The organism is Paenibacillus maysiensis, from assembly GCF_000520815.1.
Lineage (GTDB): Bacteria > Bacillota > Bacilli > Paenibacillales > Paenibacillaceae > Paenibacillus > Paenibacillus maysiensis.
Window position 1 is genome coordinate 1 of the sequence record NZ_ASRY01000036.1, and the last position, 22,696, is coordinate 22,696.

At 48.8% G+C, this 22,696-nt stretch carries 24 protein-coding genes and 1 pseudogene; 24 read left to right on the top strand and 1 reads right to left on the bottom strand.

The window, feature by feature from the left end; translation table 11 throughout:
• Positions 1–367: nucleotidyltransferase family protein (locus L696_RS28110; protein WP_162472145.1), on the bottom strand; the 367-nt coding region annotated here is incomplete at its 3' end.
• Positions 368–723: 356 nt separating this feature from the next.
• Between L696_RS28110 and L696_RS0102725 the strand changes: the two genes are divergently transcribed.
• From L696_RS0102725 to L696_RS0102835, 24 genes and pseudogenes are all read left to right on the top strand, one after another.
• Positions 724–1,242 carry a YceD family protein gene (locus L696_RS0102725; RefSeq protein ID WP_025682283.1) on the top strand — a complete coding sequence of 173 codons (519 nt, stop codon included), beginning with the start codon at positions 724–726 and terminating at the stop codon, positions 1,240–1,242.
• A 186-nt stretch (positions 1,243–1,428) separates the two neighbouring features.
• Positions 1,429–1,602, top strand: coding sequence for a 50S ribosomal protein L32 (rpmF, locus tag L696_RS29145; protein ID WP_007429979.1), 174 nt, complete (start codon positions 1,429–1,431; stop codon positions 1,600–1,602).
• 277 nt (positions 1,603–1,879) lie between these two features.
• Positions 1,880–2,476 (top strand): transcription factor FapR, encoded by a 597-nt coding sequence (gene fapR / locus L696_RS0102730; RefSeq protein WP_025682284.1) that lies wholly within the window; start codon positions 1,880–1,882, stop codon positions 2,474–2,476.
• The gene (gene plsX / locus L696_RS0102735; RefSeq protein WP_025682285.1) at positions 2,460–3,452 is read left to right on the top strand and encodes a phosphate acyltransferase PlsX; all 993 of its coding nucleotides are present in this window, start codon (positions 2,460–2,462) and stop codon (positions 3,450–3,452) included. Before fapR ends, plsX begins: the two co-directional genes overlap by 17 nt.
• Before the next feature lie 8 nt (positions 3,453–3,460).
• Entirely contained in the window at positions 3,461–4,450 is a 990-nt protein-coding gene (locus L696_RS0102740; RefSeq protein WP_025682286.1) for a beta-ketoacyl-ACP synthase III, read from the top strand.
• Between the two features lie 81 nt (positions 4,451–4,531).
• Positions 4,532–5,473: an ACP S-malonyltransferase gene (gene fabD, locus L696_RS0102745; protein WP_025682287.1), complete on the top strand. Its 942-nt coding sequence runs from the start codon at positions 4,532–4,534 to the stop codon at positions 5,471–5,473.
• Between the two features lie 52 nt (positions 5,474–5,525).
• Complete coding sequence (fabG, locus tag L696_RS0102750; protein ID WP_025682288.1) at positions 5,526–6,275, top strand: 3-oxoacyl-[acyl-carrier-protein] reductase; 750 nt, start codon at positions 5,526–5,528, stop codon at positions 6,273–6,275.
• A gap of 108 nt (positions 6,276–6,383) precedes the next feature.
• Positions 6,384–6,617: an acyl carrier protein gene (locus L696_RS0102755; RefSeq protein ID WP_007429985.1), complete on the top strand. Its 234-nt coding sequence runs from the start codon at positions 6,384–6,386 to the stop codon at positions 6,615–6,617.
• A 225-nt stretch (positions 6,618–6,842) separates the two neighbouring features.
• On the top strand, positions 6,843–8,081 hold the full coding sequence (fabF, locus tag L696_RS0102760) for a beta-ketoacyl-ACP synthase II (protein ID WP_025682289.1): 1,239 nt from the start codon (positions 6,843–6,845) through the stop codon (positions 8,079–8,081).
• Between the two features lie 12 nt (positions 8,082–8,093).
• Complete coding sequence (gene rnc / locus L696_RS0102765) at positions 8,094–8,792, top strand: ribonuclease III (RefSeq protein WP_025682290.1); 699 nt, start codon at positions 8,094–8,096, stop codon at positions 8,790–8,792.
• A gap of 257 nt (positions 8,793–9,049) precedes the next feature.
• Complete coding sequence (smc, locus tag L696_RS0102770) at positions 9,050–12,619, top strand: chromosome segregation protein SMC (protein ID WP_025682291.1); 3,570 nt, start codon at positions 9,050–9,052, stop codon at positions 12,617–12,619.
• A gap of 38 nt (positions 12,620–12,657) precedes the next feature.
• Positions 12,658–13,674, top strand: coding sequence for a signal recognition particle-docking protein FtsY (ftsY, locus tag L696_RS0102775; protein ID WP_025682292.1), 1,017 nt, complete (start codon positions 12,658–12,660; stop codon positions 13,672–13,674).
• Positions 13,675–13,811: 137 nt separating this feature from the next.
• Positions 13,812–14,462, top strand: a complete 651-nt coding sequence (gene trhA, locus L696_RS0102780; RefSeq protein WP_025682293.1) for a PAQR family membrane homeostasis protein TrhA — start codon at positions 13,812–13,814, stop codon at positions 14,460–14,462.
• Between the two features lie 166 nt (positions 14,463–14,628).
• On the top strand, positions 14,629–14,997 hold the full coding sequence (locus L696_RS0102785; RefSeq protein ID WP_025682294.1) for a putative DNA-binding protein: 369 nt from the start codon (positions 14,629–14,631) through the stop codon (positions 14,995–14,997).
• Positions 14,998–15,049: 52 nt separating this feature from the next.
• A complete protein-coding gene (gene ffh, locus L696_RS0102790) occupies positions 15,050–16,426 on the top strand; it encodes a signal recognition particle protein (protein ID WP_025682295.1) in 1,377 nt (458 codons plus the stop codon).
• Positions 16,427–16,493: 67 nt separating this feature from the next.
• On the top strand, positions 16,494–16,766 hold the full coding sequence (gene rpsP, locus L696_RS0102795) for a 30S ribosomal protein S16 (RefSeq protein ID WP_025682296.1): 273 nt from the start codon (positions 16,494–16,496) through the stop codon (positions 16,764–16,766).
• A gap of 23 nt (positions 16,767–16,789) precedes the next feature.
• Entirely contained in the window at positions 16,790–17,020 is a 231-nt protein-coding gene (locus tag L696_RS0102800) for a KH domain-containing protein (protein ID WP_013309863.1), read from the top strand.
• Positions 17,021–17,117: 97 nt separating this feature from the next.
• On the top strand, positions 17,118–17,633 hold the full coding sequence (gene rimM, locus L696_RS0102805) for a ribosome maturation factor RimM (protein ID WP_025682297.1): 516 nt from the start codon (positions 17,118–17,120) through the stop codon (positions 17,631–17,633).
• Positions 17,633–18,436, top strand: coding sequence for a tRNA (guanosine(37)-N1)-methyltransferase TrmD (gene trmD / locus L696_RS0102810; protein WP_025682298.1), 804 nt, complete (start codon positions 17,633–17,635; stop codon positions 18,434–18,436). Before rimM ends, trmD begins: the two co-directional genes overlap by 1 nt.
• 246 nt (positions 18,437–18,682) lie before the next feature.
• The gene (gene rplS / locus L696_RS0102815) at positions 18,683–19,027 is read left to right on the top strand and encodes a 50S ribosomal protein L19 (protein WP_010346403.1); all 345 of its coding nucleotides are present in this window, start codon (positions 18,683–18,685) and stop codon (positions 19,025–19,027) included.
• A gap of 101 nt (positions 19,028–19,128) precedes the next feature.
• Positions 19,129–19,755 (top strand): signal peptidase I, encoded by a 627-nt coding sequence (lepB, locus tag L696_RS0102820; protein ID WP_025682299.1) that lies wholly within the window; start codon positions 19,129–19,131, stop codon positions 19,753–19,755.
• 87 nt (positions 19,756–19,842) lie between these two features.
• A complete protein-coding gene (ylqF, locus tag L696_RS0102825; RefSeq protein WP_025682300.1) occupies positions 19,843–20,703 on the top strand; it encodes a ribosome biogenesis GTPase YlqF in 861 nt (286 codons plus the stop codon).
• A gap of 199 nt (positions 20,704–20,902) precedes the next feature.
• Complete coding sequence (locus L696_RS0102830) at positions 20,903–21,571, top strand: ribonuclease HII (protein ID WP_280740112.1); 669 nt, start codon at positions 20,903–20,905, stop codon at positions 21,569–21,571.
• A 91-nt stretch (positions 21,572–21,662) separates the two neighbouring features.
• A pseudogene (locus L696_RS0102835) lies at positions 21,663–22,696 on the top strand (DNA ligase); the annotation flags it as partial.

Here is a 22,696-nt window from a genome sequence, read left to right on the forward strand (position 1 = left end):
CCGGCTCCGCCGCCAGCACGCGGGCCAGCGCGCGCAGCGGGGCGATGTCGCCGCTCTCGCTGCCGAAGCAGAGCGCGTCGATGACGCCCGTGGCGCGGAGCAGGGCGACCGCCCCGTGGGCAAACCATTCTGCAGGCTGGACGGCATAGGCCACAGGCAGCTCCAAAACCAGGTCCACACCCATGGCAAGTGCCATTTCGGTGCGGGACCATTTGTCCACAATTGCGGGTTCCCCCCGCTGAAGGAAGGGACCGCTCATCACAGCCACCGTGCGCTGCGCGCCAGTGATGCGAAGAGACTCCTTCCAATGATGCGTGTGACCATTATGTAGCGGGTTGTATTCTACAATAATACCGAGGGTTTTCAAGGCTATACGTCGGCTCCTTTCTGATGTCGCCAATCTGGTGACTATCCTGAAAATGATGGTTCTCCACCAGTTAATGATTGCTCTAAGGGTAGCGATGATGCTTTTTTGTGATCCGAAATGAACAAGACCATTGAGACCTGAAGAAAAAAGCTTTATACTCGCATTATTGTACACGAAGAGTGGCGGGGGTATGAATACTCACAGGTACATGATCCATGCAACGTATTTTCGCTTTCGCATAAAACTTGCGGAACCATTGGAAAACCGATGGATTTGTGAGAGGTGTAAAGTGAAAGGTGTTGACAAACGACTCGATCAGTCGGTATAATAATTTTTGTTTGTTTGGAGTGATAGCGATGCAACTATTTTTTCGCAAAGTAGCAGCAAGTGATGGTCCTTTTCCGATCCGTGAAGCTCTCAATGTGAGTGAATTGGTGGATGATCGTCCTGATGTTACGGCCGTTTCCCCGCTGGAGACCGATTTGGTCGCCGTTAGTCTGGGTCAAGGCTTAATGAGCGTGGAAGGCACGTTGACCGCAGGTCTGGACATGCTGTGCTCACGCTGTTTAAGTCCGATGCACGAGGATTTGAAGATTGAATTCCGTGAACGGTTCAAGCAAATCTCTTCGGTTGGCGAAGAGGAGGATGAAGATGGCGAATTTATCGCAGTGACGGGGGATTCCTTCGACATTGCACCGTATTGTGAAGAGCTGTTTGTACTGCACGTGCCGTTTGCGCCTGTGTGCAGTGAGGATTGTCAGGGGATTGCTCCTGCGGCCGGACAAAACTGGAGTGTTGGCTCCGATGACAGTGATGATGGCGATACGAAAAAGATTGATCCGCGTCTGGCAGGGCTTAAGGATTTTTTTAAATGAGAATTGAGTTCAATTCTGACAAATCATCATCCACTTGTGCAGGGGAGTTACAGAACCGACACATGGATGTTGCAGGCTTGATTCACCGGCTGTGAGGTAGCTGCTTCCGGCAGTTTCCTTCAGTCTTGAATGAGATAAGAAGTCACGCCCGTTATACGGGTTGATCTGGTTAAGGAGGTGGGAATAATGGCAGTACCTCAACGGAGAACATCCAAAACTCGTCGCGACAAACGTCGTACTCACTTTAAACTGGCAGTACCAGGTATGGTGAAATGCTCCGAATGCGGCGAATTGAAACTTGCTCACCATGTGTGCAAAGTTTGCGGAACGTACAAAGCTAGAGAGATTATCTCTCAATAATGTCCGATAAGCGGATTCTTTGGAATCTTCTCAGGAAAAGTAGTGCTTCACTCTAGTGAGGCGCTACTTTTTTTTGTCTTCGTACTTTCTTTTTACGGCGGCATGCTATATACTGTTTTAGTACCAGGTTCTAAGAAAGAAGGGCCGAAGGGGTTCTTTATACATACAAGATGACAAATCGGCATGAAGCATTCGCCGCTAGCACGTGAAGTAACCCGAACCGTCGGCTGAACGGTAATTTATCGCAGGGAAAGGAGGCGTCACTGATATCGAACGTTTGCCAAAGAGACAGAGACAGCAACGGCTGACTCAATTAATTGATGAGAATCCGTTCGTAACGGATCAGGAGCTGACGAGACAGCTTAAGGTGAGCATTCAGACGATTCGGCTGGATCGTATGGAATTGGGTATCCCAGAGCTGCGGGAGCGACTGAAGCTGATGGCTGAGCGTTCCTACGATCAGGTTCGCTCCCTGCCTTTACATGAAGTGATCGGGGATATCGTGGATCTCCAGTTGGACAGAAGCGGTATTTCCATTTTTGAAATTAAAGAAGAGCATATCTTTTCACGCACCGGCATCGCGCGGGGGCATTATGTGTTTGCCCAGGCCAATTCTTTGGCTGTTGCCGTGATTAATGATGAGATAGCGTTGACCGCTTCGGCGGACATCCGCTTTGTCCGCCCTGTTCATTTGGGAGAAAAGTGCATTGCCAAAGCATATGTGCGATCAAATCCCGAGCAAAAAGGGAAAGCTAAAGTAGAAGTGTTTGCCTACGTGGGAGAAGAAATGGTGTTCCAGGGTAACTTTGTCATTTACCGTTCCACAGAGGAAGAGTATAGCGAAGGAGGAAGTCAGCATGCGGATCGCCATTGATGCCATGGGGGGAGACAATGCTCCCGAGGCGACAGTAGAGGGCGCGTTATCTGCGGCGGCGGAATGGAAGGATACAGACATAACGCTGGTTGGTGACCGGGAACGAATTGAATCGGTGCTGAACGGCAGAGCGTTGCCTGCGAATCTCAACATTCGCCATGCATCCGAAACGATAGATGCGCAGGACGAGCCTGTGAAGGCAGTACGACGTAAAAAGGATGCCTCCATGGTCGTAGCTGGCCGAATGGTCAAAGAAGGCGAAGCGGATGCCATGATATCGGCAGGTAATACGGGTGCGCTGATGACAACGGGTTTGTTGGTGGTTGGGAGAATGGCAGGCATTGAGCGTCCTGCTCTTGCACCGATGATTCCGACGATTGACGATCAGGGTGTGCTGGCGCTGGACTTGGGGGCTAATATGGACGCTAAGCCCGAACATCTTGCCCAATATGCGCTGATGGGTAGCTTATACCGCCAAAAGGTTCATGGTGTGGCTTCCCCCAGAGTGGGTTTGCTGAATGTTGGGACGGAAGCCGGAAAGGGCAATGAACTGACGAAACTGGCTTTTCCTCTGATTGAGCAGTTGTCTGTTAACTTTGTAGGTAATGTGGAGTCTAGAGATGTGCTGACCGGGAATTGCGATGTGCTGGTGTGTGACGGATTCGCCGGAAACATCATGCTAAAATCGCTGGAAGGTACGGCGGGTGCGATATTCTCTCTCTTAAAGGAGCAGTTTAGTAAATCCTTAAAAACCAAACTGGCAGCAGCTCTGATTATGCCTGAGCTTCGCAGTTTGAAAAATAAACTAGACTACAAAGAGCACGGCGGCGCTCCCTTACTGGGACTGAGCGGACTCGTATTGAAAAGTCACGGTTCATCTGACGGCATTGCCGTCAAAAATGCAGTAAGACAGGCCCGTACGGCCTTGCAAAACCAGTTGGTGGAAAGTATATCCAAGGAAATCAGCAGGAAGTGAGTGACGATATGAATAATTTGCGGTCAGTTGGTGTTATTGGAACAGGGAAATACGTACCTGAGAAAATATTGACGAACAAAGATTTGGAAGCAATCGTAGAAACAAGTGACGAATGGATTGTCAGCCGTACAGGAATTCAGGAGCGCCACATTGCGGCTCCAGAGCAGGCTACGTCCGATTTGGCTTATGAAGCAGCGATTAAGGCATTGGCATCCGCAGGTATGGCGGCACAGGATTTGGATCTGATCATAGTTGCTACGGTTACGCCGGACATGTCATTTCCTTCGACTGCCTGCATTCTTCAAGACAAGCTCGGAGCCAAAGGCGCAGCAGCTTTTGATTTGTCTGCGGCATGCTCAGGGTTTGTATATGGGCTGGCAACTGCGACGAGCTTTATTAAGACGGGCATTTATAATAATGCGTTAATCATTGGGGCAGACTGTCTTTCCCGGATCACGGATTATACAGACCGCAATACTTGTGTTCTTTTTGGAGACGGTGCAGGGGCGGTAGTAATTGGTGAAGTACCTGAGGGTAGAGGATTCCAATCCTTTGATCTCGGTGCCGAAGGAGCAGGAGGCGGATTGCTTAAGCTGGAAGCTGGTGGTTCACGTTTACCTGCAAGTGCGGATACCGTGGAAAACAAGCAGCACTATATTTATATGAACGGACGCGAAGTGTTCAAGTTCGCGGTACGTATTATGGGAACAGCAACTGTCGATGTGCTGGCAAAAGCGGGGCTTTCCAAAGATGATATTGATCTGTTCGTTCCGCATCAAGCCAATATTCGCATTATTCAATCGGCGATGCAGCGTCTGGATCTACCAGAAGAAAAGGTCGTCATTAATGTTCATAAATATGCAAATACGTCCGCGGCATCGATTCCTCTTGCGCTTGTGGAAGCAGCTGAGGAAGGCCGGATGAAGGAAGGCGACCGGGTATTAATGGTGGGCTTTGGCGGCGGTCTGACATGGGGCGCGTCAGTTCTTGTCTGGTAAGAAAGCGGCGGGTTTGATACAATATTGAATTTGTCTGGTACTTTACAGGACAAGCATTGGATACAGAGAGGTGCATACACGATGGGCAAAACGGCATTTATATTTCCCGGTCAGGGTTCACAAGCTGTAGGTATGGCTAAAGATGCTTATGAAGCAGTTCCTGCGGCAAGAGAAGTGTTCCGCCAAGCGGACGAACGGTTGGGTTTTGCGCTAAGCTCACTGATTTTTGAAGGTCCAGATACAGCCTTGAAGCAGACATCCAATACGCAGCCTGCGCTGTTAACGGCGAGCATTGCGTTGTATGAAGCGTTCAAGGAAAAGGGCATTCGCCCTGATTACGTGGCTGGGCACAGTCTTGGAGAATACAGTGCGCTTGTTGCTTCCGGTGTACTTGCCTTTGAAGATGCAGTTGAGATCGTTCGTACTCGTGGCGAGTTCATGGAACAAGCCACTCCTGAAGGACAAGGAGGAATGGCTGCTGTATTGGGAGCGGACCGTGAAGCATTGGCGACACTATGCCGTGATATTACGGAATCCGGTCAATTGGTTGAATTGGCGAATATCAATTGCCCGGGGCAGATTGTCGTATCCGGTGCGAAAGAGGGCGTAGCTGCTGTTGCTGAACGCGTGAAGGAAGCGGGTGGCAAACGTGCTATTACTTTGGAGGTCAGTGGTCCTTTTCATTCTTCGTTGATGAAGGAAGCAGCGATTAAGTTGTCCGGCAAGCTGGAAGACGTAGCTTTCTCCAAAGCTCAGGTTCCGGTTGTAGCCAATGTCACAGCGAAACCTGTGCGTGAGGGTGGCGAAATTCGCCAGCTACTGGTCGAGCAGGTCTATTCCCCGGTATTGTGGGAAGACAGTGTAGCATGGCTGCTGGAGCAGGGAGTTGACACTTTTGTCGAGTTCGGACCGGGCAGTGTTTTGACCGGACTGGTTAAAAAGATCGACAAAACGGTTAAACTGTATAATATAAGCAGCCTGGAATCGCTTGTTTCGGTAACGGAAGCCTTGGAGGCCCGTTAAAAGTAGCAATTATCGCCTTAACAGTTATATACTTGCAAGGGGAGGCTGGATGATGTCTAAGCCATTAAGTGGAAAAACGGCGCTCGTTACAGGGGCGTCACGGGGGATCGGCCGCAGTATCGCATTGGCGTTGGCTGAAGCAGGCGCTAATGTAGCGGTAAACTACGCTGGTAGTGAAGCGGCTGCGGCAGAGGTTGCGGAGCAAATTCGCGCCAAAGGCGTGGAAGCTATTACGGTTCAGGCTAATGTTGGTCGCGCTGACGAGGCGGATCGGTTAATCAAGGATGTGATCGGCGCTTGGGGCCAGATCGACATTCTGGTGAATAATGCCGGGATAACAAGAGATAATTTAATCATGCGCATGAAGGAAGAGGAGTTCGATCAGGTGATCGAGACGAATCTGAAAGGTGTGTTTAATTGCCTCAAGGCAGCGACGCGTCCGATGATGAAGCAGCGTTCCGGCCGAATCATCAATATTTCTTCCGTTGTCGGCGTACTCGGCAACGCAGGACAAGCCAACTATGTGGCTGCCAAAGCAGGAGTGATCGGTCTTACCAAATCGTCCGCGAGGGAGCTTGCTTCGAGAGGTATTACAGTCAACTGCGTAGCCCCGGGGTTCATTGATACCGAAATGACACAGGTGCTTGCTGATGATTTGCGTGACAATATGCTCAGCGGTATTCCGCTGGCCCGTCTCGGACGGCCTGAGGAAATTGCGGATGTGGTGCTGTTTTTGGCCTCGGATGCTTCCTCATACATGACGGGCCAGACTTTGCATGTGGATGGTGGCATGTACATGTAGCTACATGCTGCTAATCCGCATGCCCGATGAAGAGTAGTGAATGATAACTCTCTTCTATGGCATTTTAATTGTAATTTTCGTATAATACCTAAGGAGGAGGTGAGCCGGATGTCCGACGTATTGGAGCGCGTAAAACGCATTGTCGTTGACCGTTTGGGAGCCGACGAAGCCGAAGTTACACTTGAAGCATCTTTCAAAGATGATTTAGGCGCTGATTCTCTCGATGTAGTTGAATTGGTTATGGAATTGGAAGATGAGTTTGATATGGAAATCTCTGATGAAGATGCAGAGAAAATTACAACCGTAGGTGAAGTTGTAAAGTACATACAATCTCATACCTAATTCAAGTCAACAAAAGTCCCGTTCTGTTACAGGCGGGACTTTCTCCTAATCATACAGATTGAACTAAAGACGGAATTGCCGCGTGTTCTTGAGCTTGGCTCGGCATAACTTAGTCAAAATGGGAGTATGCGGCATTACTAACTTTAGTTGATTCTATATTATTTTTGCACACAAGAGCGTACAGCCTTGAAATACAATATGCAGTAGACATAGAGGTGATTATCTTTGAAACAACGTGTTGTCATAACAGGAATGGGTGTAATCACTTCGCTGGGACAGGATTTGAACACACTGTGGGATAATCTGATGGCTGGAAAATCCGGCGTCAGTGAAATCGAAGCTTTCGATACCAGTGAATATACAACGAAAATTGCGGCTTCTATTAAGGATTTTAATCCTGAGGATTATATAGAGCGCAAGGATGCCCGTAAGATGGACCGTTTTGTACAATTCGCCGTTGCCGCCAGTAAATTGGCACTCAAGGACAGCGGACTCGTAATCGGAGAGAACGCCGATGCCGAGCGTGTGGGTGTATCCGTTGGCTCTGGTATTGGCGGATTGGGTACCTGGGAGGATCAGCACAATGTGCTGATTGAAAAAGGACCTAAACGCGTAAGCCCTTTCTTTATCCCGATGATGATTGCTAATATGGGTTCCGGCCAAGTGTCGATTTCACTCGGCGCCAAAGGACCGAATACCTCACCGGTTACGGCTTGTGCAACAGGCAGTCATGCTATCGGCGATTCGTTCCGCATGATTCAGCGTGGTGATGCTGACGCCATGATTTGCGGCGGGGCTGAGGCAACTATTCGTCCGATCGGCATGGCTGGCTTTTGTTCGATGCGGGCGATGTCCACTCGTAACGATGAGCCTGAGAAGGCAAGCCGTCCCTTTGATACTGACAGAGACGGATTTGTTATGGGAGAAGGCTCTGGTGTTCTGATTCTGGAATCGTTGGAGCACGCATTGAAGCGTGGCGCACGTATTTACGGCGAAGTGATCGGCTATGGCCTGTCAGGCGATGCACATCATATGACAGAGCCAGATCCGGATGGCGCAGCACGCTGCATTAAAATGGCGATCCGCGACGCAGGGTTGAATCCTGAGGATATTGATTATATCAATGCGCATGGTACATCTACACCAGTCGGTGACAAATCGGAAACAGAAGCGGTTAAGAAAACGCTTGGAGAGCACGCCTACAAAGTGGCGATTAGCTCAACCAAGTCAATGACGGGGCACTTGTTGGGTGCAGCTGGTGGCGTGGAAGCCGTGATCTGCGGACTGGCTCTCCAGCACCAGATTATTCCGCCGACGATTAATCTGGATAATCAGGACCCGGCTTGTGATCTGGATTATGTACCTAACGAGCCGAGAAAAGCGAAACTGAATGTCGTGATGTCCAATTCCTTTGGTTTTGGTGGTCACAATGCTACGGTTATTCTAAAAAAATATGAAGCGTAAGGGGTCAGTTCGTTGAGTGGAGACTTGAAGCAATTACAGCACAAACTTCATATTCAATTCAACAACCGGCAGCTTCTGAAGCAGGCCTTTACGCACGCTTCCTACGTAAACGAACATCGGTTCAGTCAGCATGCAGACAATGAGCGGCTTGAATTTTTAGGTGACGCTGTTCTGGAGTTGACTGTATCCGAGCAATTGTACAATCAGTACCCTAATCGGCCGGAAGGCGAACTGACCAAGCTGCGTGCAGCCATTGTCTGTGAGCCTTCTTTGGTAAAATTTGCTGTCGGACTTGAGTTCGGGCAATATGTACTGCTTGGCAAAGGTGAAGAGCTGACAGGCGGACGTACTCGTCCGGCTCTGTTGGCCGATGTATTCGAAGCGTTCGTAGGCGCGCTATATTTGGATCAAGGTCTGGATGCCGTCCGGTCGTTTCTGGAACGTTATATTTTTCCTCAAATTGTATTAAACGGTAAGCTACAGATGAGTGATTTCAAAACAGAGCTTCAGGAACTGACGCAGCATCATAACATGGGGATGCTTGAATACAAGATTGTGGAGGAACGCGGACCTGCCCATGAGCGCGAGTTTGTAGCTGAGGTATATATGGACAGCGAACGACTGGGTACAGGTACAGGACGCTCCAAAAAAGAAGCTGAGCAGCAGGCGGCGGCAGTAGCCTTAAGCCGTTTGAAGCTGGCAGAATCGTAATCGGTACCTGAGCGGCCCGGACGGGCTACACGAGCAGGGGACACAAAGTAAGAGCAAAGGGCAGTCCGCGGGGAGTCCCGGCCCGCAATGGCGAATGGACTGCGTTTTGCTCTTTTTTCGTGGCTTTGCTACTGTAGCTTTATATGTCTTTGCCGCGCTTTATCCGGGGTAGTCTTGTGCTACAATAGGGATAATTCTTGTGAATCAGGTAAACGGTGTTGTACAAGCATATTTAAATGTTAGAGGTGAGATTGAGTATGTTTTTAAAGCGCATTGAGCTGGCGGGCTTCAAATCGTTTGCAGATAAAACGGAGATGGAATTCGTCCGCGGCATTACAGCGGTCGTCGGACCTAACGGAAGCGGAAAGAGTAATATATCCGATGGTATTCGCTGGGTGCTGGGTGAACAGAGCGCCAAATCACTGCGCGGCGGTAAAATGGAGGACATTATTTTTGCGGGTAGTGATGCTCGTAAGGCCGTTAATTATGGCGAAGTGTCGCTTACGCTGGATAATGAGGATCAGGCGTTGCCGCTTGATTTTGGTGAGGTTACGGTCACGCGGCGTGTGCATCGTAGCGGAGATAGTGAATATTTTATTAACCGACAGTCATGCAGACTCCGAGATATTACCGAGCTGTTTATGGATACAGGTATTGGTAAAGAAGCATATTCCATTATCGGACAGGGGCGAATCGAAGAGATTTTGAGTACCCGTTCCGAGGATCGCCGGGGGATTTTCGAGGAAGCGTCCGGTATTGTTAAATACAAATCACGTAAAAAAGACGCGGTTCGCAAGCTGGATGACACGGAGCAAAATTTACTGCGTATTCATGATTTGGTCAGTGAGCTGGAGGATCAGATCGGACCGCTCAAGGAGCAGTCGGAAAAGGCGATCCACTATAAGGAGCTACGAGGTGAACTGAAATCGAAGGAAATTTCGATGTATGTCTATCAAATTGAACAGATTCATACCTCGTGGAGTGATGCGACTTCCAAGCTGGCTTTGTTGCAGCAGGAGCAGCTACAGCTGTCTACGGTGGTGTCCCGTCATGATGCGATGCTGGAGAGCGACCGCAATGAGCTGCGTCAGTTGGAGGAGCAAGTGGAACGGCTGCAAAGTGATCTGTTGCAATACAGTGAAGCTACGGAAAAAAGTGAAGGCTACGGTGAACTGCTGAAAGAGCGTACACGCAATCTGGAGGCGAACAGGGAGCAGCTCATTTTATCGCTCAGCACGAGCGAATCACGTCATTCCGAGCGCAAAAGTGAGCTGGATCTACTGAACGAAAAACTGTCTGCATTGACTGTTGAGCTTGACGAGCTACGTGAACGGCTATCCGACGAAGAGGCGAAGCTGATTGGTGTCACAGGTGGAATCAGCCAGGAGCAGGAGGAAAGCCTGAAGGGCGGACTGCTGGAGCTGATGAATCAGATGGCACAGGCGCGTAACGAAATCCGTTATACTGACCAGCAGAAGGAAGCGCTTGAACGGCGGGTGACTCGCGTAAGTGACGAATCCGGCAAATGGGAAGCCCAGAAAGCTAAACTGGAGCAGCGTAAAAAGGGTTTGGAAGCGGCTGTGCAGAAGCTTGGTCAGGAAATCAGCAGTCTGCGCAGCGGATATATTCAGGGAAGCGAAAAATACCAAGCGCTGCAAAAGCTGCTGGAAGAGAGTCAGGGCACTGTCCGCAAATGGGAACAAAAACGAGAGGCCCAAATTTCACGCCGAGATACGATGAAGGAAATGCAGGATGACTTCGATGGCTTTATGCTGGGTGTTAAAGAAGTATTGAAGGCGGCACGCAAAGAAACCCTGCATGGTGTGCATGGGGCGGTAGCAGAGCTGATTCGGGTACCTGAGCATTTGGAGCAGGCGATGGAAACCGCTTTGGGCGCTTCGATGCAGCATATCGTGATGGAAAACGAATCGGTGTCCAGACAGGCGATTAGCTTTTTGAAGCAGCGTCAGCTGGGCAGAGCGACATTTTTGCCTATGGATGTTATCCGTCCGCGTCAAATTGGGGCGGGTGAACGCCAGATCGCGGAAGGTGCCGAGGGCTTTATCGGAATCGGTGCGGATCTTGTTCAGTATGATGAACGGTATGCTGGCATTGTAGGCAGTCTTCTGGGAAATGTGGTTATTGCCCGTACCTTGGAAGATGCAAACCGTATTGCGGCACGTTGCCAATATAGGTATCGTGTCGTAACGCTGGAAGGCGATGTTGTCAATGCAGGTGGTTCCATGACAGGTGGTAGCCAATTCAAGAAAAATGCCAATCTGCTTGGACGTAAACGGCAGTTGGATCAGTTGGATCAGGATATTATCGATACGGAGCAACAAATTGCAAGGCTGCGACAGAGCGCGGTGGATACAAAACGTCAGCTGGAAGAGACACAGATTCGTTTGGACGAGTTGCGTCAGGGCGGCGATGTGAAGCGCGGCGAAGAACAGCAGGCAGCAATGGAGCTCAAGCAACTGGAGCATGAGCTTCGCCATGTTCTGGAGCAGGTGGCTGCATCTGGTCAGGAGAAGAAGGGCTTTGATCAGGAGATCAAGGAACTGGAAGCTTCCCGTGAAGAGGCGTTGCTGAAATTGGCTGCGCTGGAGGAAGAAGAGAAGAAAACCCATCAGGCTATCCATGCTGCTGAATTTGCCCGTAAGGCCAACGAATCTGCCAAAGAGCAGCTACAGGGAGAACTTACGAATCTCAAGGTAAGAGAAGGAAAGCTGGATCAGGAGCGTTTTTCACTGGAAGAGCAGTTGCGTAGATTACGGGGCGATTATGATACCCTTGGCAAGGATTCGAGACAGAACAAGACTTTACTTGCTTCCATTGAAGCTGATCTGCTGACCAATGAGCAGGAAAGCGTGAAGCAGATTGAAAACCTCAATCAGTATCGACTTAAAAAGGAAGAGGCTTCGCAGCAATTGGAATTCAAGCGTGCTGCGCGCAGCAGCTTGTCCAAAAAGCTGGAAGTGGCCGAAAATGAGACGAAAGAGCAACGCATTCAGCTCAAGTCGGTCGAGGAGCAGCTACGCCAGACAGAAATTGGAGTGAACCGGCTTGATGTAGAGCTGGAGAACGTCCTGAAAAAATTAAGTGATGACTATGAACTCAGCTATGAGCTGGCCAAGCAGCGTTATCCGATACCTGAAGATATAGAAGGTACGCAGGCCGAGGTACAAAGGCTCAAACGCGGTATTTCTGCGTTGGGCGAGGTAAACCTGGGTGCCATTGAGGAATACCAGCGGGTGCATGAGCGTTATACGTTTCTCGATGAGCAGAAATCTGATCTGGTCGAGGCCAAGACAACGCTCTATCAGGTCATTCGTGAAATGGATGATGAAATGTCCAAACGCTTCAAAGCCACTTTCGATGCCATCCGGCGCGAATTTGGTACGGTGTTCTCCAAGCTGTTCGGGGGCGGACGTGCCGATCTGGTACTGCTTGACCCGGAACGTATGCTGGAGACGGGAATTGATATTGTGGCCCAGCCGCCGGGCAAAAAGCTGCAAAACTTGCAACTGCTGTCAGGAGGAGAGCGGGCGTTAACGGCGATGGCGCTATTGTTTGCCATTTTACATGTCAAGCCTGTCCCATTCTGTGTGCTGGATGAAGTGGAGGCCGCACTGGACGAATCCAATGTGGTGCGTTTTGCCCAATATTTACGGGAGTTCTCCGAACAGACACAATTCATTGTAGTTACACATCGCAAGGGCACGATGGAAGAAGCCGATGTGCTATATGGAGTTACGATGGAAGAAGGCGGGGTTTCCAAGCTCGTATCCGTCAAGCTGGACAACGAGGAAGCCGAGATTGCCTGACTTCAAATAACATACTTTCAGATCAACGGAGGGAACCTATGAGTTTCTTTAGGAAATTGAAGGAAAGCATTGCAAGCAAAACCGAATCTGTTACCAAACAGTTTAAGGACGGTCTGGAAAAAACACGCAAAGGTTTTGTTGAAAAAGTATCAGATCTGATGATTCGCCGCAAGAAGATTGATGAGGAGTTTTATGAGGAGCTGGAAGAAATTCTGATCGGTGCCGATGTTGGTGTCAACACAGTTATGAACCTCATTGAAGACCTGCGGGTAGAGGTGAAAAAACGCAAAATCGAGGACGCATCCGAGCTACAGCCTGTATTATCGGAAAAGCTGTCTGAGCTGCTGCGGGGCAATGACAACAGTCAGCTTCAAATGAGCCCTGACGGGATTACGGTCATTCTATTTGTCGGTGTCAATGGTGTCGGCAAAACAACAACCATCGGTAAGCTGGCGCATCGTTTTAAACAGGAAGGTAAAAAAGTGTTGTTGGCCGCCGGGGATACGTTCCGTGCTGGTGCGATTGAACAGCTTGAGGTATGGGGTGAACGGGCTGGTGTAGAGGTCATTAAGCAGCAATCCGGTTCTGATCCAGCGGCGGTTATGTTTGATGCGGTACAGGCTGCCAAGCAGCGTCAGGTGGATGTGTTACTGTGTGATACCGCAGGACGTCTCCAGAATAAAAGCAACCTGATGGAGGAGCTGAACAAAATTTTCCGCGTGATCCAGCGTGAAATTCCCGATGCTCCCCATGAAGTACTGCTGGTACTCGATGCGACGACCGGACAAAACGCGCTCAATCAAGCCAAAATGTTTGGGGAGAAAAGTGGCGTAACCGGGCTGGTGCTGACGAAGCTGGATGGTACAGCGAAGGGGGGTATTGTTGTGGCGATCCGCCAAGAGCTGAATTTGCCAGTGAAGCTGGTAGGCTTGGGTGAAAAAGTGAATGATCTCCAGCCATTTGATTCCGAGCAATTCGTTCATGCGCTGTTCGCTGGGTTGATTCAGGAAGAAGGCGCAGATGAAACCGCGCCGGATGAAGAAGAACAGGCCTAATCAGGCTTGGGGCTAAGTAGGGTCCGGTTGCTGCGTGAGATCACAGGGATGTATAATGAAAGAAAAGGGTCTGTTGGCGCCGGATATGAATTTTTTGGATGTAAAAAATATTTCACAGGAAGCCGGGTGAAGAACCAATGGCGAACACCTATACTTATTCCCGCCGGGAAGAAATAGCCAATGCGATCACACATGGAATTGGAGCCGTTTTAAGTGTGGTGGCACTTGTGCTGCTCATTGTTTTTGCAAGCTTGAAAGGGACCACTTGGCATGTTGTCAGTTTCACGATTTACGGAATTACGATGCTGCTGTTGTACACCAATTCCACGTTGCTTCATAGCCTGCGCGAAGGAAAATTGAAGGATTTGTTCGAAATATTCGATCATTCTTGCATTTACCTGTTCATTGCAGGCAGCTACACCCCGTTTATGCTCGTTGCACTGCGCGGGACTTTAGGTTGGACGCTGTTTGGCGTTATTTGGGGAATCGCCCTGTTCGGTGTGCTATTCAAGGCATTCTTCACCAAGCGCTTCCTGTTCATGTCTACCGTGTTCTACATCGTGATGGGCTGGCTCATCACGATTGCCTGGAACCCGCTGGTGGCGGCTGTTCCCGCAGGGGGCATGACGCTATTGTTCGTGGGCGGTCTAATGTATACGTTGGGCACAATCTTCTATGTGTGGCGGGCGTTTCCGTATCATCACGCGATCTGGCATCTGTTTGTTCTGGCAGGCAGCATACTTCATTTTCTGGCTGTTCTGCTGTATCTTACCCCGGTAAGAGTTTAAACCCTAGTAGGCAAAAAGCCGATTCGTACTTCCGTTTAAGGGTAGTGAATCGGCTTTTTTTTGGTTGACAAGGGATAACGCTTGACATCTTCTTTTCTTTTATGTATGATAAGGATCGTTGAAAAGAACTGTAAAGTGTTTTTCCTTGACGATGGAGGTATACGCGATGAGTCAGGAGAATCGGCTGGAAAAGACAAACCGGATTAACCGACTGTTTGACTTCTATGAACCTCTGCTTACGGAGAAGCAACAGATGTTTTTGAAATATTACTTCCATGATGATTTTTCTCTGGGAGAGATTGCTTCGGAATTTCAAATTAGCCGTCAGGCCGTGTATGAGCATATCAAACGTGCCGAGCAGGTATTGGAAATGTATGAGGAAAAGCTCGGGTTGCTCAGTAAATATGAGCGTAGAAGCCGAGATCTGGAAGAATTGAATACAGCGTTGTATGAGGCGTTCGGTAAAATCGGTAAACCCGATGAAGGCACTCTGCAACATGTTCATCAAATTGTAAATCGCCTGCAGGAATTGTAGGTCATATAGATTAGTAAACAAACAACCCTGGTAGACAAGGAGGTGCGAAAATATGGCATTTGAAGGATTATCGACCCGCTTGCAAAATGTATTTAGTAAACTGCGCGGCAAAGGAAAAGTGTCTGAGGATGATGTAGCTCAGGCGATGCGCGAAGTACGATTAGCTTTGCTGGAGGCGGACGTTAACTTCAAGGTTGTAAAGGACTTTATTGCCAAGGTGAAGGAGAAATCCGTCGGCAAGGAAGTGATGGACAGCTTTACGCCAGGCATGGTCATCATCGACATCGTGAACAAGGAACTGACCGAGTTGATGGGTGGCAGTCAGGCCAAGCTTGCCAAAGCAAACAAACCGCCTACGGTCATTATGATGGTGGGTCTCCAGGGCGCAGGTAAGACGACGACGTCCGGCAAGCTGGCGAAGTTGCTGCAAAAGCAAAATCATCGCCCCTTACTCGTAGCTGGTGATATATATAGACCGGCTGCGATCAAGCAGTTACAGATACTTGGCGAGCAGATCAATGCTCCTGTATTTACGCTCGGTGATCAGACAAGCCCGGTGGAAATTGCAAAACAGGGCTTACAGCATGCTAAGGATAATGGTAATGACTACGTTATTATAGATACTGCCGGTCGTCTTCACGTGGATGAAGAGCTTATGGAAGAGTTGCGCCAGATTCATGCGAATGTGAGTCCTGACGAGGTTCTGCTGGTTGTTGACAGCATGACAGGTCAGGATGCGGTAAACGTTGCGGAGCACTTTAACACGAGCTTGGAGTTAACAGGGGTTGTACTGACGAAGCTGGACGGCGATACCCGCGGTGGTGCGGCCTTGTCGGTTAAGGCTGTGACTGGATGCCCAATCAAGTTTGCTACATTGGGTGAAAAGCTGGATGCGATGGAGCCGTTTCATCCGGAACGGATGGCTTCACGGATTTTAGGCATGGGTGACATGTTGTCCCTGATTGAAAAAGCGCAGTCCAATATCGACGCTGATAAGGCGAAGGAAATGGAACGGAAAATGCGTAATGCCGAGTTTACCTTCGAAGATTTTCTGGAGCAGATGGATCAAGTTAAAAAGCTTGGCCCGATCGACCAGATTCTCGATATGATTCCCGGCATGGGCAATATGAAGCAAATGAAAGATGTCAAAGTGGATGACAAGCAGATGGGCCGGATTGAGGCTATCGTTCATTCCATGACCACACAAGAAAAGCAAAACCCGGACATGATTAATCATAGCCGTCGCAAACGGATTGCTGTAGGCAGTGGAACATCACTGGCTGAGGTAAACCGCCTGATCAAGCAATTTGACGAAATGCGGCGCATGATGAAGCAGTTCTCAGACATGATGGGACCTAAGGGTGGCAAAAACAAAGCCCTGAAGCAGTTGAAGGGTATGGGTAAAGGTATGAAGTTTCCTTTCCGTTAAGGCCAGTAGGCCGTTGGAATTATAGGATAACAATATACAGTCTACTTTTTGAAGGAGGTGAATTTTCGTGGCAGTTCGTATTCGTCTGAAACGTATGGGTGCACATAAAGCTCCTTTCTATCGCGTCGTGGTATCGGATTCCCGTTCCCCGCGTGACGGTCGTTTTATCGAAGAAATCGGTTATTACAACCCTATTACAGTACCAGCAGTTGTAAAAATTGATGAAGATAAAGCGTTGAAATGGTTGCAAGATGGTGCACAAGCATCCGATACAGTCCGCAACTTGCTTAGCAAAGCGGGCGTAATGAAAAAGTTTCATGAGTCTAAACAACAGAAATAAGGTGCTGATACGGAGGGTCAACCATGGAAGAATTAGTGATAATCATTGCTAAGGCTTTAGTCGATCATCCGGAAGATGTAACCGTGAAGACCTTGGAGAAGGATCGGCTTGTCGTATATGAGCTTAGCGTGCATCCTGAGGATGTAGGTAAAATCATTGGCAAGCAGGGTCGTATCGCCAAGGCGCTTCGCACTGTGGTTGCATCAGCAGCCGTTAAGATGGATAAACGGGTTACCGTAGACATCATATCTTAAAGATATACGAAAGTGGGTTAGGATGTATGTCCTAACCCTTTTTCGTACATGATGAAGATGATATGGAGCGGGACCGATTACAAGCAGGAGGAACACGATGCAGCAATTGTTTAATGTCGGGAAAATTGTGAATACACATGGAATCCGCGGCGAGCTTAAAATATTAACGACGACTGATTTCCCGGAGGATCGTTTTGCCAAAGGAAGTGAACTGTTGATCATTCCTGCGGATGGTAAAACGCCGATCCCTGTAACTATTGAAACAGCACGTTTTCAAAAAAATATGGTTGTAGCCAAATTCAAGGAATATCATAACATCAATGATGTTGAAAAGTATAAAGGCAGCTTATTGAAGGTGTCCGCTGAACGGCTAGGCGAACTAGAGGAAAATGAGTTTTATTTTCATGAAGTTGTTGGCTTGGAGGTAGTGACAGAAGATGGAGAAAAGCTTGGCGTGGTGAAGGAGATTTTGACACCAGGAGCTAACGATGTATGGGTAGTCACAATGCCCGATGGCAAGGAACTGCTGTTGCCGTATATAGAAGGTGTCATTTTGGATGTAAACGTGCCTGAAAAACGGGTTACGGTACGGTTGATGGAAGGACTATTGTAATGCGGGTGGATGTGCTGACCCTGTTTCCCGAAATGTTTGACGGTGTATTTAATGCAAGCATTCTGGGAAAAGCAAGGGAGAAGGGAATCATATCACTGCAAGCGGTTAATTTTCGCCAATATGCTGGGAACAAGCATGGTCAAGTGGATGATACACCCTATGGCGGCGGGGGCGGGATGGTATTGAAGCCTGACCCGATTTTCGCTGCGGTGGAGGCGTTATTGGATGAATCAGAGAGTCCAACCATATTAGGGAACACAGACGAAGTTGTTCAAGGTGGAGAGGCCGGGTCGAGTGCGGGTTTGAAAGCACCGCGTATTATTTTGATGTGTCCCCAAGGTGAGACTTTTACGCAAAAGAAAGCGGAGGAGCTTGCTAAAGAGGACCATCTTATTTTTATATGCGGGCATTATGAGGGCTATGATGAGCGTATTCGCGAGCATTTGGTGACGGATGAGCTTTCTATCGGAGATTATGTGTTGACTGGTGGGGAACTGCCCGCCATGGTCGCTATAGATAGTGTGGCACGGTTGCTGCCTGGAGTGCTGGGCAATGAAACGAGTGCGGTAACGGACTCTTTTAGTACAGGTCTGCTGGAGTACCCGCATTATACCAGACCTGCTGAGTTTCGGGGCTGGAAGGTGCCTGAGGTGCTGTTGTCAGGACATCACGTTAATATTGATGCATGGAGACGGCAGGAGACACTGCGTCGTACGATGGAACGCCGACCGGATCTGCTGGAGCAGGCTGAATTAACAAGCAAGGAACGGCTATGGATAGAGGAACAGCGCAAGATGGATTGATCATGGGAAGAGTGTATTAAAGCGCTGTAGCAATGAGGGGATTTGAAAGCAGGTGCTAACCTGTTTTATAATGTAATTAATTAAATATAATGTTTGGTCAAATCCCTTTTTCTTGTTGCAATGCGGTATCCTCCATGATACAATACATCTGTTGTGTGTAATACGGTGGTCCTCTGTGGATGATGAAGGAAACGGATGTGTTTCCAGAAGATGCATGAACACCTGTACGGAAGGAGGGAGTCATAGATGAATATCGTCCAAGCGATCACTGAAGAACAACTGCGTAAAGATTTGCCTAACTTTCGTCCCGGTGACACTTTGAAAGTGCACGTGAAAGTTATTGAGGGAACTCGTGAGCGTATCCAGTTGTTTGAAGGTGTTGTAATTAAACGCCGTGGTGGTGGAATCAGTGAGACTTTTACAGTTCGTAAAATTTCTTACGGTGTAGGTGTGGAAAGAACTTTCCCGCTTCATTCCCCGAAAATCGATAAAATCGACGTGGCTCGCCGTGGTAAAGTGCGTCGTGCGAAGCTTTATTATCTTCGTGAACTGCGCGGTAAAGCAGCGAGAATTAAAGAAATTCGTCGTTAATACAACGAATAACGAAAGGGGCTTGATTACAAGCTCCTTTCGTTTTTTCTACGTACATAGGGAACTGTGGATTATTGACCGTAAAGAGAGGACAGTGAGCTATGGAGCAAGAAGTAGGACAAGGAGCTATACAGCAGCCGACCGATCAAGAGGGCACACCCAAGCGTAAACCCAAAAATGAGATTTTTGAGTGGATCAAGGCCATCGTTATCGCATTAGTGTTGGTCTTTTTAATCCGTTGGTTTCTTTTTAAACCGTTTATTGTGGATGGCCCGTCGATGCAGCCTAACTTTCATACCGGAGAACGTGTCATTGTAAATGAAATTTTGTATGATTTCCGTTCCCCAAAACCGGGAGAGGTCATCGTGTTTCATGTACCGGATGAAGGAAGAGACTTCATTAAGCGCGTCATTGCCGTTGAGGGCGATACGGTTAAGGTAGAAGGCGACACGATTACGGTGAATGGTAAACCTATCCAGGAGCCTTACTTGAAAGCTCCGTTGGAGGAAGCGCATCAAAATGGTGAGCTTTACAACAAGTTTACAAATTTCCCGAATGAAAATTTTAAGGATGGTAAAGTTCCGGCAGGGCATATTTTTGTTATGGGGGATAACCGTTCCAACAGTACAGACAGTCGGATGATTGGATATATTGATTTGAAGGAAGTCGTGGGCCGTGCTGATGTTATTTTCTGGCCGGTGAAGGATATGAAGTGGATTAACCACTAGAACAACTAATATGCAGCATAGCTGCCGTAATCCTGACGCTTAACCCTATGGGGAACGTTAGGAGTTACGATCAATGAGGTGATGACGGTGACGATACAATGGTTTCCTGGTCATATGACCAAAGCGCGCCGCCAAATTGAAGCAAAATTAAAGCTGATTGATTTGGTAATTGAGCTGATTGATGCTCGGTTGCCGCTTTCCAGCCGAAATCCAATGATTGATGATATTTTGCAGGGCAAGCCGCGAATGATTATTTTAAATAAGGCAGATTTGGCGGACCCGGTAGTATCACAGCAGTGGATTGCCTACTTTAAGGAGCAAGGGCATATCGCCTTTCAGGTGGATGCTACAACAGGCACAGGAATGAAAGAAATTCCGGTTCAGGCCAAGTTGCTGCTTAAGGAAAAGATAGATCGGCAGATTTCTAAAGGTATGAATCCTCGTCCTATGCGTGCTTTGATTGTCGGTATTCCGAATGTCGGTAAATCGACCCTGATCAACCGTATGGCAGGACGTAGCATTGCAGCTACGGGCGATCGTCCTGGGGTGACGAAGGCACAGCAATGGATCAAGATTGGTGAAATTGAGCTGCTGGATACACCGGGTATTCTGTGGCCCAAGTTCGAGGATCAGAATGTTGGTTATCGTCTGGCGGTTACAGGCGCGATCAAGGAAGAGATTTTGAATGTTGAGGATATCGCTTTTTTTGCGACAAAATATTTGGTTCAATATTACTGGGATGAGCTGGCAGGGCGCTTTGAGCTGACTGAACGTCCCGAGGATACGGAAAATGCCGATGAAATTGTCAGTGTCATGGAAGCGATTGGACGTAAACGCGGCTGTATTGTCAGCGGTGGACGTGTAGATCTCGAAAAATCGTCAAAAATCATTTTACGAGAGCTGCGTGCAGGTAAGCTGGGACGTTTCAGTTTGGAAGCTCCTTACTGATTCGATTCTGCCTGATGTATCGGATACACCGCATAGTATAGTGTGGCAAGGAAGAACCTTCCCCATCTCTCCGGAGAGAGGAAGGTTTTTTGGTATGTGAAGCTAGGTTAACGAAAGGGGTTTTGGGACGGGCTGGTCTGTGTTAAGCTGAATAAAATTGTGCAGAACTATATGGCGTGAATTAAGCGTCAAACTACATATAGATAGGCGGGTATGGAGTATGGAAGAAAAAGTGGTAGCGGTAACGGACATGCTGCGCTATGAAAAAGAGTGCTGGGAGCAATCCTATGAGCACATCGCTGGCATTGATGAGGTAGGCCGAGGATGTTTGTTCGGGGATGTTGTGGCTGCGGCAGTCATTTTGCCGAACGGTGAGCTGCTGGAGGGCGTGGATGATTCCAAAAAGCTGACGGACAAGAAGAGGGAAACCTACTATGAGCTGATTATGGAGAAGGCCATTGCCGTAGGAGTCGGGTATGTAGAGGCACGAACGATTGATGCCATCAATATTAAACAGGCTGCTCGTTTGGCGATGAAGCAGGCAGTTGAGGCATTACAGGTATCTCCTGATTATTTGCTTGTAGATGCAGAAAAGGTGGACTTGCCTATCCCCCAGCTCTCTATTATTAAAGGAGATGCGAACAGCCAGTCTATTGCTGCGGCTTCTATCATTGCCAAGGTAACCCGTGATCGACTGTGCAAAGGTGAATGGGATGCAAAGTACCCGGAATATGGGATTGGCATACATAAAGGTTACGCTACCAAGCTGCATAGGGAACAAATTTTGACGCTGGGACCTACAGCAATGCATAGACGCAGCTTTCTTGGTAATTTGTTGATCGAGCAACCGACGTTGTTTGACCTGTAAATACTTATTATGAGTCGGGACTGTGCCGATATAATGTATACCCAATAAAATAGGCCCCTTGAATATGGGGCATGAAGAGAGGAGGGACCCTATGAATATCGGATCTGTATTTCGAGGATTACTTGGTGATGTGAAGGCGGGAGAGGCTAAAAAGCTCGATATGCAGCCAGGTCAGGTCGTGCGGGGCGTCGTATTAAAGGTGTCTGAGGACGGTGGTGAAGCTGTGTTGCAAATTCAAGGTTCCCAGGTCAGAGCCAAGCTGGAAACCCCTCTTCAACCTGGACAGTCCACATTACTCCAGGTCCAGCCAGCTTCGCCCAGCGGAATGACTGTACTTAAGCCTTTGCACGATGCAGCCAACACAGGGCAGCAGACTGTAGCGCTGGCAGATGTACTGGATTCGGTGGGACTACCGGATACAGCGCAGAACAGGGAACTGATACAGGCGATGCAAAAGAATGGCGTACCGTTGACATCGGAAAATGCGGCTTCTTTACGAGACGCTTTGGCGAAGCAGCCGGGAAAAGTACAAATGGAGACGTTTGTGCAGGCAGCAGCGGTTGCCTTTCAACGTGGCTTGCCGTTGACGGCGGAAAGTATAAACGGTTTGCGACAGGCGATGTTTGGCCCTCCTTTAAATGATCTTTTGTCTTCGCTGGAGCACGAGCTTGAAGCGGTATTCAAGCAGCAAGGACAAGGAGCATCTGCTGACCGTATGGCGGGAGAAGCAACAGCTGTAAAGGGGGCTGACCGAATGTCCCCTGCTCCATCAGGCGCTTCTTCATCTGTTGTTGCAGATGCACCAGAAGGCCAAGCTCCTGTATTGTCCAAAGATGCCGCTGCTGTTGCTACAAAGCAGGCAGAAGCGGCACAGGCAGCAGGAGGCAAAGGGACTCAGGCGGCAAATCTTGCTGCTATGGTGGGTGAAGCGGGCGCTTCGGCGACAGACACGGATGCTCCGACTGGAACTGCTGCATCTGTAGCTAAAGGGGCTGTCTCGGGAGAACCAGCTGTAGCTAATGGGCGTGGAGGCATAGCCACGGACGTGGTGGCGGACTCTGGTGTAAATGCGCCTGAATCGGGCGCTGATGCACTGAGGGCTTCACGCGCCGGTGCGGAGCAGCC